This is a genomic window from Streptomyces sp. NPDC002133 (assembly GCF_040296405.1).
Lineage (GTDB): Bacteria > Actinomycetota > Actinomycetes > Streptomycetales > Streptomycetaceae > Streptomyces.
Genome location: NZ_JBEOXF010000078.1, coordinates 1 through 12,563, shown reverse-complemented (window position 1 = coordinate 12,563; position 12,563 = coordinate 1). Strand labels below are relative to the sequence as shown.

General features: G+C 70.5%; 10 protein-coding genes. 2 read left to right on the top strand and 8 right to left on the bottom strand.

Annotation, left to right across the window (positions count from 1 at the left end; genetic code table 11):
- Positions 1-18 precede the first annotated feature (18 nt).
- Positions 19-1,065, bottom strand: a complete 1,047-nt coding sequence (locus tag ABT078_RS38195) for an IS110 family RNA-guided transposase (protein ID WP_351236290.1) — start codon at positions 1,063-1,065, stop codon at positions 19-21.
- 463 nt (positions 1,066-1,528) lie between these two features.
- Here ABT078_RS38195 and ABT078_RS38190 point away from each other — a divergent pair, with 463 nt between their 5' ends.
- Together ABT078_RS38190 and ABT078_RS38185 are read left to right on the top strand one after the other, a co-directional pair.
- A complete protein-coding gene (locus ABT078_RS38190) occupies positions 1,529-2,257 on the top strand; it encodes an isochorismatase family protein (protein ID WP_351236288.1) in 729 nt (242 codons plus the stop codon).
- Between the two features lie 111 nt (positions 2,258-2,368).
- A complete protein-coding gene (locus ABT078_RS38185; protein WP_351236286.1) occupies positions 2,369-2,713 on the top strand; it encodes a universal stress protein in 345 nt (114 codons plus the stop codon).
- Between the two features lie 32 nt (positions 2,714-2,745).
- On the opposite strand, the gene ABT078_RS38180 is transcribed toward ABT078_RS38185, so the two are convergent.
- The 7 genes from ABT078_RS38180 to ABT078_RS38150 form a co-directional block, all read right to left on the bottom strand.
- A complete protein-coding gene (locus ABT078_RS38180) occupies positions 2,746-5,523 on the bottom strand; it encodes an ATP-binding protein (RefSeq protein ID WP_351236284.1) in 2,778 nt (925 codons plus the stop codon).
- A 1,253-nt stretch (positions 5,524-6,776) separates the two neighbouring features.
- Positions 6,777-6,980 (bottom strand): hypothetical protein, encoded by a 204-nt coding sequence (locus ABT078_RS38175; protein ID WP_351236282.1) that lies wholly within the window; start codon positions 6,978-6,980, stop codon positions 6,777-6,779.
- Between the two features lie 205 nt (positions 6,981-7,185).
- Positions 7,186-8,079 (bottom strand): hypothetical protein, encoded by an 894-nt coding sequence (locus ABT078_RS38170; RefSeq protein WP_351236280.1) that lies wholly within the window; start codon positions 8,077-8,079, stop codon positions 7,186-7,188.
- Positions 8,076-10,175, bottom strand: a complete 2,100-nt coding sequence (locus ABT078_RS38165) for a PEP/pyruvate-binding domain-containing protein (protein WP_351236277.1) — start codon at positions 10,173-10,175, stop codon at positions 8,076-8,078. The genes ABT078_RS38170 and ABT078_RS38165 overlap by 4 nt, the downstream gene beginning before the upstream one ends.
- 6 nt (positions 10,176-10,181) lie before the next feature.
- Positions 10,182-10,892 carry a DedA family protein gene (locus ABT078_RS38160; RefSeq protein ID WP_351236275.1) on the bottom strand — a complete coding sequence of 237 codons (711 nt, stop codon included), beginning with the start codon at positions 10,890-10,892 and terminating at the stop codon, positions 10,182-10,184.
- 5 nt (positions 10,893-10,897) lie between these two features.
- Positions 10,898-11,593 (bottom strand): hypothetical protein, encoded by a 696-nt coding sequence (locus tag ABT078_RS38155; protein ID WP_351236273.1) that lies wholly within the window; start codon positions 11,591-11,593, stop codon positions 10,898-10,900.
- 564 nt (positions 11,594-12,157) lie between these two features.
- Positions 12,158-12,328, bottom strand: coding sequence for a hypothetical protein (locus ABT078_RS38150; protein WP_351236271.1), 171 nt, complete (start codon positions 12,326-12,328; stop codon positions 12,158-12,160).
- Between the last annotated feature and the right edge of the window lie 235 nt (positions 12,329-12,563).

Sequence of the window (12,563 nt, the reverse complement as noted above, 5' to 3'; positions counted from 1 at the left end):
GGGTGCCTCTGTGTCTTGTCAAGTCGCCTGAGGCAGCGGGTGTTTGGACCTGCGTTCGTCGGCGATCATGATGCGCCATACGTGGTCGGCGAGACGGCGCTTCAGGCAGCGCTTGGCTTCCCGGGGTGTCTTTCCTTCGGAGAGTTTCCGCTGGTAGTAGGCATGTCCTGGGGAGTTCGGCATCCTGATCTGAGTGACGGCGACGGTGTGGAGGACGGAGTTGAGCTGGCGGTCGCCGGAGCGTGAGAGCCGGTGGCGTGCCTTGTCCGCGCTGGCGATCTCGACCGGAGCGACGCCGGTGTAGTTCGCGAACGCGGCAGCGGTGGCGAAGCGGCTGGCTCGTCCGACGCGTCCGACGAGCCGTGCCGCCAGCACCGGCCCGACGCCGGGCGTGTTCATCAGCGTGGTGCCCGAGGACGCGACCAGTTCCTCCATGCGTACGGCGTTCTCCGCCAGTCGTTTGTCCAGCGCCCGGATCTCCGTGACCAGGTCGCGGGCAAGGTCCTTGCGGACCTTTTCGACGTCGCCGGCGGCGCGGACCGTGCGCAGCAGCGCGGCGGCCTGGTCCGCCGACAGCTGAGGCGGAGCACCGCCGGGCAGCAGATCACGCAGCACAGCGTGCAGCTGGTTGACGGTGCGGACCCGGGCCTGGGCGAGGTTGACGCGTCGTTCGTCGAGCAGGGCCAGCGCCGTGTTGTGGTCGTCCACGTTCACCTCACGCCCGTCTCCGTGGATGTGGGCCGTGGCCGCGGCGGCAGCGTCGATCCGGTCGTTCTTGCGGCCTCCGCCACGGGTGAGCCGGCGGACGCGGCTGGTCGCCGAGGCGGGTACATCGACGACGGTCTCGCCGCGGGCGACGAGCCACTGGGCCAGGTGGCGGCCGAGCCCGTTGGCGTTCTCCACCACCCACCTGCGCTGCGGCCAGCGGCGGCCCCAGGTCAAGAGACGCCGGTACTCCGCCAGGTTCGCCTCGATCCTCAGCGAACCGGCCTGCTGATTCGAGACAGGGTCGACGGCGGTAGCGGTGTGAGTGGACTTGTGCGGGTCAACACCAAGCAGTATCACGGGATTTCGTTCCTCACGGCCGGATGACAGGACGTCCACGGCCGACACGCCGACTTCGGGAACCGCTGGTCGGGACACGCCTCTGTTGAGTCAGACCGTGGCCGGACACCGGGCTGGCGGCACACCCCGAGCGGGCCAGCCCCGAGGGGCGGCAGGAACCTCACGAGCCATCCAACCCGGCGTCCTACGGAACGCTACGAGCGGCCAACCCGACCGCGCACCGCTACGGCCAATACAAGTCGGGAACCTCAGATGGGCAACACACCCCGGGAGGGCCATGGGTCGGCAAGCGGTTCACGAGTCAGCCCAGCCGGCGCCCTACAGCACGCTACGGACGACCGCTCCGGCCACGTACTGCTCCTGCCATATAAGTCGGCGGTTCACCGGCGCTTCATGGCCGGCCCGGATTTCCGCGATATGCCCTTCGCTCGTCACGACCGTCGAATGACCGTGCCGAACGCGTGTGTCAAACGTCAGTCGCGCGACAGATGTGGCGCACACGTCGCCGCAGCAAGACTCGTCATCGCAAGCAAGCCCCATGAAAGGCAAAGAGATGACCGCGAAGAAGTCACCCATATGGGATATGTCGGAGTGCGCGCTGGTGCTGATCGACTATCAGGACGGTGTACTCGACCTGATCTTCGAGCAGGACCGAAGGGTCATCGAGCTCAACACCCGTTACCTGGCAAAGTTCGCAAAGGCCATCGGTATCCCGGTGGTGCTCAGCACGGTCGGCGTCGAGATGGGCGTCAACACGCCCACCATCTCGTCGCTCCGGGCGGAGCTGCCGGATGTCGAGGAGATCGACCGATCCCAGATGAATGCCTGGGAGGATGCCGGCTTCGTGGAGGCGGTCAAGGCGACCGGCCGCAAGAAGCTGGTGATGGGGGGCCTCGTCACGTCGGTGTGCCTGGCCTACCCGGCGGTCGACGCGATGGCCGATGGCTACGAGGTGGCGATCGTCGCTGACGCGGTGGGTGACGCGACCAAGGAGATTCACGACACCGCGATGCTCAGGCTCATCCAGGCGGGCGCTGTGCCGATGACGACGACCGCCATGATGGCCGAGTTCTTCCGGGACTGGAAGTCGCCCGTTTCCGATGCCGCCCGCGAACTGTGGGTGCCCTACAAGGAGGAGTGGGCGGCACTCAAGCGGGACCCGAAGTTCGTGGAGTTCAAGGGTCTGGTGTGACGGCAGGGCGGTCACTCGGCGTTGATGCACTGACGGAGGACTCGACGGCCTGTTGACGCCGCGGGGACGGATGTACCGTCCCCGCGGCGCACAGCGAGGCACCCGGACACCATGCTGCACGTCCCCGCCTCGAGCACCGGGCCGATGCCGGCCTTCCCGCAGAAGCCGACCGCACGCCGACTCGAGGAAGCACTCGGGGCCAACCGCGGGCTGGAAGCCGGAGCCCACGGCGGGACCGTCCACGCCCTGGCCGGGCAAGTACCCGATGTCATCTCCCAGGCCGCCGAGGAGGCCGGCGCGGAACTTGTCGTGCTCAGTCCGCATCAGTTCGGCGCCTTCTTCAGCCCGCGCGTCAGCGATGCCGTCTCCCACGCAAGCCGAACCGCCGTGGTCCTCGCCCCGGAACCGGGCCCGGACAGTGTCTTCGGCAACGTCGGTGAGCTCGGCAGGACCTGAGGCACGCAGAGCGCACGTACCCGACGCGGGGCTCAGGCCACTTCGTCCATCGCGGCCAGCGCGTCGCGCAGGGCCGCCCGCGTGGTGATCCCGAGTTTCGGATACGTCTTGTACAGGTGAGAGCCGACGGTCCGGTGCGATAGGTAGAGCCGCTCCCCGATCTGCTTGTTGCTCAGGCCGGACGCCGCCAGGTCCGCGATCTCCAGCTCCTGCGGCGTCAGCAGGGACGATGTGGTCCGGGGCCGGGTCGCCCGGCCGGCCGCGCGCAGCTCCTTGCGGGCCCGCTCCGCCCACGGTGCGGCCCCCAGCCGGGAGAAGGCGTCCAAGGCGGCGGTCAGCGGCTCGCGGGCCGGGCCCTTGGCGCCGGTACGCCGCAGCCGCTCACCGAGGGCCAGACGGATCCGCGCCGCCTCGAAGACCCAGCGGTCCGCGCCCGGCACCGCCAGCGCGTGCTCGAAGTGCGCGACCGCCTCCTCGTCCGGGGCGCACAGGCCGGCTGCGCCCGAGACGAGCATCGCGTACCGGTCGGACAGCCGAGCGATCCCCAGCTCGCGCAGGGCCGCCACGTGCGCGGCGGCCTCCGTGTACCGGCCGGTGCGCACGGCCGCCTCGACCAGGTCGTAGGCGCCCCACAGCGCGTGCGCCACGTACGGAGCCACACTCCCGGCCGGAGTGAGGGCGGTCGCGTGGCGGTAGGCGGCCTCGTAGTCGCCGCCGCCGAGGCAGACCAGGGTCCGCGCCTGGTGGGCGAAGGCCGCGGCCGTGCCGACGCCGCGGCGCGTCCCCCAGCGCACCATCCGTTCGGCTAGGGCCTCCCCCGCTTCCGTCTCCCCTCGTGCCCCGTGCAGCAGCACCTGGTTGTACTGGAAATACCAGGCGAAGAAGGGATACCCGGCGTCGCACAACCTTGCTCCCTCGTCGGCCAGTTCCTGTGCCTCCTGCCATTCGCCGGTCAGGAAGTCCTCCATACACAGGTTCATCAGCGCCCCGAGATGCCGGCGGACCTGTCCGCTGCCGTCACGGCCCCGACGGACCAACTCCCACAGCCGGTCGCGCAGTTCGCCGACCCGGTCGAGATAGACCGTCGCCATCGCGCCGCGGACCAGCACCGTCGGATCAGGTGTCCGGCGCAGCACCTCACGGACCTCGTCGAGGCCGGGCAGGGCCGCCACGCCAGTGCGCGCCGGGTCGGGGAACGTCCGTGCGGCCAGCGCCAGCACCGGCGGCGGGGCCGGCTTCAGCCGGCCCACCGTCTCGACGAACGGCGCCCACAGCTCCTCGCGACCGCTCCACCAGCAGACCAGCTGCAAGGTGTGCAGCGCCTCGACAAGAGCCCGGTCACCGGCATCGTATTCCGGTCCGGCCGCTTCGATCGCGTCGACCAGCAGCTGGTGCGCGGTGTTGAGGTCGGCTTCGGTGTTGACGAGGACGTACACCGCGGCGGCAGCCGCGTACAGGGCGGCGCCTCTGATGGGATCGGGGTGCTGCGCGCGCTGCAGCAGTTCCGTCGCGCCCGCGATGTCGCCGGTCGTCTCCGCGCTGAGGTAGGCCGCCTCGGCCAGCCGCTGGCTGCGGTCGCCGCCCCAAGGACTCAGATCGGCGGCCCGCAGCAGCGCGGTGACCGCGCCGGCCGCGTCACCGCGCCGCAGTGCCGAGTGCCCGGCGTCCTGGAGTAGCTGGGCCACCTGTTCGTCCGGCTCGATCGCCGCCTCGGCCAGGTGCCAGGCCCGGCGCTCCGGCCGGTCGGCGAGTGCCTCGGCCAGCGTCAGGTGCGCGGCACGGCGCTCGGCCGGGGTGGAGGCCGCCACGACCGCCGACCGGATCAGCGGGTGACGGAACGTCAGGCGCCGGGCGGCGGTGTCCATCCGCACCAGGCGCTCACGCTCGGCGGTGGCGAGGTTCGTCAGGACGGCGGTGTCCTGCCCGGCGGCGCGGTGCAGGACTGCGAGATCGCCGGTGCCGTCCAGCGCGGCCAGCAACAGCAGCCGGCGTGCGGCCTCGGCGAGGACGGCGACGCGTGTGACGAACAGGGCACGCAGGCGTTCGCCCAGCGGCAGCGCCGCCGGCAGTTCCTCCTGAGCGGTCCGCTGTGGTCCGGTGAGTTCTTCCGGCAGTTCCGTCAGGGCCAGCGGATTGCCGCGGGCCTCGGCGACCACCCGTGCCCGGACCTGGGCGGCCAGCCCCGGGTGGCGGGTCGCGAGCAGCAGGTGCGCCGAGTCGTCGTCGAGCGGTGCCAGGTCGATCTCGTACAGGCCGCTGCCCTCGAACATGTTCTCCCCGCCGGTCCGGGAGGCTGCCAGGAAGCCGATCCGGCTGCCGGACAGACGGCGGGCGGCGAGTTTGAGGACCACGGCGCTGGCCCGGTCCAGCCACGGCAGGTCGTCGACGATCAGCAGGAGCGGAGCCTGGTCCGCTGTCTGCCGCAGCAGGGCCAGGGTGGCGTTGACCAGGAGAAGCCGGTCGGGAGCAGGACCGGTGCCGAAGCCGAGTGCGACCAGGAGTGCTTGGCGGTACTCGGACGGCAGGTCCTCGACGTCGTCCAGCACCGGCATCAGGATCTGATGCAGCCCGGCGAACGAGATGTCCGCCTCGAACTCGACGCCGTCGGCGCGCAGTACCCGCGTGCCGGACGCCCTCACCGCCTCGGCGACCGCGTCGAGCAGTGTGGTCTTGCCGACGCCGGCCTCGCCGACCACGTGCAAGCCGCGGCCCCGCCCGGAGGCGTCCTCGAAGAACGCGCACACCCGGCGCACGTCCTCGATGCGGCCGACGATCTGCGACCGTCGACTCCACGGTTTGCTCCCACTCATCGCTCTCGCCTCGCTTCCGTTGTTCGGCCCAGGGTGGGTTGTTCGCTGCTCATGACGTGGAGGTAGGACGGTCGTGGACGAGCACGGTCATCCCGTCTCCCGGCAGGGCGAACGGGGACTGCCGCTGGGGCCGGACCTGCCAGGTGGAAGCGAGTACGGTACGCACAGCAGCGGTGAACTCCTGCCGTCCCCGTGCGTTTGGCACCGACTCGGAGTGCTCCGCCATCGACAAGTACTCGGTGTCCGCATGAGGGGGAACGTCCGACGCCTCGGTTGGTTGCTGTAGTTGATGGATCAGCCACATGTGTCGCAGTAGTTGTCAAGTCAAGCATGTATGGGGATGTGATGTGGTTGCTTTCACGGGTGGCACGGGCGGCAGTGGCCGGCGTCGCTGACTGGCCGCGTGTGCACCGGCGAGGTGCGCAACTGCCTTGAGGCAGCCCTTGACGAGGCCGTACTAGTACCGCGCCCTTCGGGAAGGGGCAGCACGAAGCAAGCGACGGACAGCCTGCAGTCCGACCGGCCGCAGCAGCAGCGGGTCTGCCGCCCGGGTCGGGGCGACTCGTCATGCTCGCGTCCGCCGACCCCGCGCTCCGTTAGGAGCTGCGCGACTTCACGACTCACCAACTGGTCACCCGCTGCGCAGGCATGGATGGCCATGCTCGCGATGGGACCGGGGGCGCGGTCGTTCTGATCGCCCACCAACGCCGTCGCTACGCGGACCGGCCCACCGTCGCACCGAGATGATCTCCGGCTACGAAAATCTTGCCAGAGCCACTATCTCAAGTACGCCGACGCATGCACTTGGTGCTTCCTCGTGCCGTGGGGAAGTCTCGGCTGCTGCGAGGCCAACGGCAATGTGGTGCTGCCAACCGGAGCGCGCGCCTTCGTCCGGGGTGTGCGGTTGTGCGGGTTCGTGGCTGTGGCTGTGGAGGACTTCCGTCGGCTGAATCGGGGGGCCGGGAGCGGTTCTGCGGTGACGGCCGCGCCTTGCAGCGGTGTCGCTTGCGGGCGTGCAGCGATCGTCCTCGGCGCGCGGGCCCCGATGCCGGCCGGTGCCCGGGCCGGGGAGGAAACTCGCCGGCCAGGAGTGGTCGGCCTGAATGTCGGTGATGTATGTAGCCATGACTTCCTTTCCCAGGGTGGGTTCTTCGCTGCTCATGAAGGGGAGGTCGCACGGTCGTGGGGATGTGCGGGGAGCGTGGCATCAGGGAGGGGCCCGGTTGTCGGCCGCGCCCTCCCCGGCCTTGGGCTCAGGTGACGTGCTGCCGAGGCCGTTCAGCAGCGGGGACTGTCCCGTTGCCGTAGCCGCCACCGCCGGAGAAGAGCAAGGCCAGCATCGCGGCGACGTCCTCGGTACGGTCCAACCGCCACGAGCGCACCAACGCGGGGACCTGCTCCCGGAACTCCATCGTGGTCGACGCGAGCGCGTCAGTAAGGATTACGCCGGGGGGCACGACATCGGTGAGGGCGCCGGGCTTGTCGCCGATGCGGCCCCGCGCCGGCGACGACGGCGCACTGTCTGAGTCGCCCCCTGGCCATCTGCTCCTCAGCTCTCGGCGCTCGGCTGCGACGCAGATCCGGAATGAGCGGCTGCGCAAAGCGAGTATTTTCATATGGTTCTCCAAATGGGTAAGTGGAAACCAGGTTGTGTGTCGCGGGTCAGTCCAGTACGACGGCGCTCGTACGGTGTGTGTTCGCGTCCTGGATGCAGCCGCGCAGGCGCATGAGGTCGTGCGGGGGCAGCGCGGGGCTGACGACGCCGGCGAAGAGGCGCTCGCCCATCCGCTGGAGGCCGGCGTTGTCGTTCCGGGCGGCTGTGGAGCGGCGGCAGGTCTCCCAGAGGTCGTTGGCAGCGAGCTGAACGACTTCGGAGTCCTGCTCCCCGTGGGTCTCGATCTCGAAGACCAGGGTCGTATGTGATGCGTCGGGCGTGCGCTCGGGGCGGGTCTGGGTCGCGTCAGCGAGTGCGGACCACAGGACCACGGTGACGGGCAGACTCGCCGCGGCCACCGCCACGGTGAGCGCTCTGCGTCCCGGACGGGCGGGGGCCACGGCCGGGCGCTCCACCAGCGAGACCGCTTCGTTGACCGGTGGTGCCGTCAGGGCCGTCAGACGTGCGGCCAGCCGGCGCTCCGCGCCCGGCCCGGCGCTCGCGCCGGCGATCTTCTGGATGACCATCGCGATTCCGGACAGGACCGCGCCCGCGACCATCAGCACGGGCACGAAGACGAAGGTGCGTTGCGTGCCGTTCAGCGCATCCGGATCGGTGGAGGCGAGCCAGGCGAAGCGGTTTCGAGCGGGCGTCCTGGTCTGCTCCAGTCGGCTGCGCACATCCTCCGCGCGGGCCTCGGACTCCTCCAGCCGGTTCTCCAGCCGGGCGAAACGGGTGAGCAGCAGGACGGTGGCGAGGAAGACCTCGACGATGACGAGCAGGACCGCGGAGATCAGGGCCCGCTGCCATTCCCATCTGGTCAGGTAGAGCACCGTGTAGTAGCCGGCATAGGCGGCGGACATTCCGCCAGCGGAGTAACCGGCGAAGCGGATGGCCGTCACGCTGCTGCCTCCTGTCGTGCCGGAACGGCGAGGGACGTTGAAAGGGGAAGGTCGCGCACGGTCACCGCGCCGGTCGCGCCGTCGACGGCCAGGGGCGTGCCAGTGGGGAAGCGCTCGGTCGCTCCCGGTACGCCGACCGCGGTGGGAACGCGGTATTCGCGAGCGAGGAGAGCCAGATGGGACAGGGGGCTGCCGGTCTCCGCCACGAGCCCGGCCAGATCCGGGAGCAGGGGAGCCAGTCGGGGATCCAGGAAGCGGACCACCAGCACCGGGTGGTCGGGGCGCTCGCCGTGGCCGTCCCAGGCCGTGCCGGTGCCGAAACCGCCGCCCGACCCCTGCCCCGGCGTACGGAGACCGGACTTGGGCTCGGCCACAGGAACGCCGGCCGCCAGACGGAACTCGTCCGGCAGCACACCGGCGTCCGTACGCGGCACCCGCTCGGCGAAGCCGGCCGGAAGCCCGTCGCCCCGTGCCACCCGCACGAGTTCCTCCCACCGCAGCAACGCCAGGCGGGACAGGCCGAGTTCGCAGGCACCCGCGCCGAGCCGGCGGGCCAGTTCCCTCACCATTTGGGCCTGCATCTCCTGCACCCAGCGGACGCGCAGCCGCAGCCCCTCACGCACCGGCAGCGCCCCCGCACCCCGCGGCAACGCGGTCGGCCCGATCGGCGCAGGCAGGGGCGGTCGGTCGGCCAGCGCAGGCGGCAGCAGCGCCAGCAGAACAGGGTGACGTTCGATCAGTTCCGCATCCTGCAGTCCCCGGGCGCGGCCCTCGGCCAGCTCCGCAAGCGCTTCTCCCGCGGCAGTGGAGCCGCTTCCCCCGTCGAGCAGCGCACCGGCGAGCGATTCCTGGGCGTGCAGGGCCGACAGCACCGTGCGGCCCCAGCCGACCGCGTCCAGCAACTGCCCGCCGAGCATCTCCCGCGGCGGCGGGAAGCCGGCCAGTGCGCGGTCCACGTCCGCCATCAGGTCGAGCGCCAGCAGCGGCAGAGCGCTGCGCAGCCTGCCCACCCGCCAGGCCGCCGCGGCGCGGCGTGCGCCCGGCGCGGGATTGAGGCGCTCGAGGAACGGATGGCGGGGGCGTGCCGCGCCCAGCAGTCGCAGATCGGCCACGGCACGGCCCTGCACGGTGGTCACCACGGGCACCTTGCGCAGCCGGCGCCGGGATGCCGCTCCGGCGACGTCCAGGGCCACGGTCAGCCCGTGGGACATCGTTGTCACCCACAGGTCCTCCTCCAGCGGCTGGAGGACGGAAGGGAGGGTTTCGGCGACCGGGCCCGGGCCCAGCAGGCGGGCGCCGCGCGGCGGGCGCGCGGCCATGGCCGTGATGGGCCGAGCCTGGAAAAGCCACAGTCGCTCCTCGGCGTCGAACCCGAACTCCATGTCCTGCGGGCTGCCGAAGACCCGCTCGGTCTTCTTGGCCAGTGCCACCAGACGTGCGGTCCGCCGGTGCGGGAGCAGCCCTTCGTCGCGGGCATCGGCCGGTTCCGCCCGCACGAGCCGGCCCCGCCGGGTGAGCTGGTAGCGCACTCCTTGAGTGCTGCCGTCGACCAGCTGGTCCGGGCCGCCGCGTACCGCGCTGATGAGGATGCGGTCGGTACGTCCCTCGACCGGGTCGGCGCCGAACATCACGCCTCCTACGGTCGACCTGAGCATGGGCTGGACCAGCACGGCCATCCCGTCGCCCGGCAGGGCATCCGGTGACTGGCGCAAGGGCCGTACCTGCCGGGCGGAACCGAGCACGGTCCACACCGCCGCGGTGAACTCCTGCCAGCCCCGCGCGTCCAGCACCGACTCGAAGCGCCCCGCCATCGAGGAGTACTCGGTGTCCTCGTACACGGAGGAGGAGCGCACGACGACCGCACGCGCGGAACCGTGTGCGCCGGCCAGCGCGCGCCATGCGTTCTGCACCGCTTTCTGTCCGGTGGGGGCCTCGGGCGCCCGCTCCGAGGGCACCAGTACGAAGCCGGGCAGCACGGGCAGCCCCGCCACCGCGGCGCGGGCCAAGTTCGCGGCCTTGGCGCCGGTGAGGTTCGGGTCCTCTGCCTCAGGGGCGTCCAGCGGTACGACCGCCAGTTCGAGATCGTCGATTGGCATGGGTCATTACTCCTGTGAGTGCGTGAAAGCGTGTGCCGGCCCTTGATCGGAGGCATCGGAGGCCCGCTTGGCCTCGCCGTACGCCACGACCCGGGACGGGGTCGGCGCGACGAGTCGGCGTCTGCGGTGTCTCCGGAGCCGAACGACGACGTAGGCCGCCACGGCCACGGTGGCGAACACGACGATGCCGATCGGGCCGGCCGAGTGCAGGAACTCGACGGCGGCCGCCCCGGCGAAGTAGCCGAGCAGCACATTGCCGATGCCCCAGACCAGCGACGCGGCGGTGCTGTAGACGACAAAGCGGCGGTACGGCATGCCCGACATGCCGGCGGCGTAGGGAAGGAAGGTCCGCACGAAGCCGATGAACCGGCCGATGAACACTGCCGCGCCACCGTGACGTACCAGAAATGCCTGGGCGTGTCCGTGCGGGTGGTGATGGCGGTCTGCCCTGCGTGAGCGCCGTCTGCCGGGATGCCGTGCGCACCGACGGCCCAGCGCATAGCCGAGGTTGTCGCCGGTGATTCCCCCGGCCACGGCGGCGGCGGCCACGACGAGGACGTTGAGGTCGCCTCGGCCCGCGATGGCGGACGCGAGGAGGATGATGGTCTCCCCGGGGACCAGCACCCCGATGAAGGCGCTGGTCTCACTGGCTGTCGCGACGAACACGACCGCGTAGGACCACCATCCGGCCGCCTCGATGAAACCATCGATGTCCAAGGCCGTCAGCCCGCCTTCCGCAGCGGGACGGAGACGGTGGCCCGCTCCTGCGGCGTCGCCTCGTCACGAGGCCGGAACGGCAGGAGCCGGCCTTCGGGCTCCCAGTCGTCCGCGGTCCCGCGCATGCGTGTCCCCGGCCGCTGGATACGTCCTGCGGCGTACCACGCCACAAGAGGCACACCCGCAGCCCACGCCGCGCCCTGCATCTGGTGCCCGGCGGTCATGACGGATATCGCGACCGCGGACAGAGCGATGACCATCACGGCGACGCCTGCCCGCACCGCTGGCAGGCCGGCGGCCAATGCCAGCCCCATCAGCAGGTACCAACCCGCGAGGGCTCCGGGCAGCGCCACGTAGTCACGGACGACAGACGCCTCGGGCGTCGGCAGCCCGCGCACGGACACGGCTTCGGCGAAGACGAGACCGGCCGTGACGGACAGCAGCAACGCGATGGCCGCGCGTGCGTAGACCGCAGGATGCCGGTGGGCCAGCCAGAGCAGGATCAGCGCCATCAGGGCCAAGGGGGCGATGGCCCGGACCTGTGACACAGTGTGCGCCAACTCCAGCAGGCCCAGGTGCGTTCGGTCACCGGGGAAGAGCGCGATGAGGGCCGCGTACAGCAGGGCAAGCGCCGCCGCTCCCGTGCCCGCGTGACGCAACGTCCGCTTCACGGCGACCGACCGCGTCAGGGGGGCGCGCATCGCAGACTTCAACGATGCCGCCCGAGCTCAACAGCGGTGCTGTGGTTGCCGGTTCGGATGCGATCGGCGCATCGGGTGAGGCGCTGCGGCACAGGCGGCGCCAGGAGTCGCAAAATGCCCGCGCCCATCGACACGCCACTGAAGGGCTGCTGCACGGATCTACCTGCGCGATGGGAGAGCGGACCGGTTCCTTGTGAGCGATGTGCCCGGCCGGTCGAGCGGTGCGACGCGAAGGCGGTGTCCGCCTCGGTCGCGGTGTCAGTTCTCATGGTGAACTCTTCGGTCAATCGAGGTAGCTGATCGATCAACTACATGGACAAAAAAATGCTGCGTTAAGCACATATTCAATTCTGATCATCTTCGCGTAGATGGTCCGACCAGCGGTGACAGGCGTCGCCGCCTGGTCGCGGGCGCGCTGACGGACGGCGTAACTGCATTGACGCAGCCCTGACGAGGCCACACTGGCACCGCGTTCTCCGGAGCACCGAAGCCTGCTGCGACGGAACGCCTACCGTCCGACCGGCCACCGGAGCAGCAAGTCGGCCACCCCTGGGCCGGGGCGACTCACCATGCTCGACGAGGGCACATGCGCAGAATGGCGCCGGCCTCGGTCCGACCGCCGGCGACGGCGCTGCCGCCCTCGAGGACTCGGCGGGCGACGATCGGTCCCATACCGCTGGTACCGCCGATGACGACGACCTTCTGCCCGGTGAAGTCGAGGGCGTTGCAGGGCATGACGTGTGGTCCTTTGGTGCAGGTTCCCTGACTTGCGAATCTCAAGTAGTGCAGGAAGGACCGTAGTCGGCTCCGCGTGGCTCCGGTAGGGGATCACGAGTAATAGGGGTATAAAGGGTGCCTATAGCTCGCCACTCGATGCCGAGGGGGCGGTCCTCGCGCTGATCACGGCCCGTCCGCGCGCCGATTGCGGGAAGCGGGTGAGCATCGCGCGCAGTTCTCCGGCGTCGACGTT

Bases quoted from the DNA above. Each gene is read 5' to 3' on its own strand.
- ABT078_RS38150 (WP_351236271.1), bottom strand. From the start codon at position 12,328: ATGCCCTGCAACGCCCTCGACTTCACCGGGCAGAAGGTCGTCGTCATC.
- ABT078_RS38180 (WP_351236284.1), bottom strand. From the start codon at position 5,523: ATGAGTGGGAGCAAACCGTGGAGTCGACGGTCGCAGATCGTCGGCCGC.
- ABT078_RS38165 (WP_351236277.1), bottom strand. From the start codon at position 10,175: ATGCCAATCGACGATCTCGAACTGGCGGTCGTACCGCTGGACGCCCCT.
- ABT078_RS38155 (WP_351236273.1), bottom strand. From the start codon at position 11,593: ATGCGCGCCCCCCTGACGCGGTCGGTCGCCGTGAAGCGGACGTTGCGT.
- ABT078_RS38185 (WP_351236286.1), top strand. From the start codon at position 2,369: ATGCTGCACGTCCCCGCCTCGAGCACCGGGCCGATGCCGGCCTTCCCG.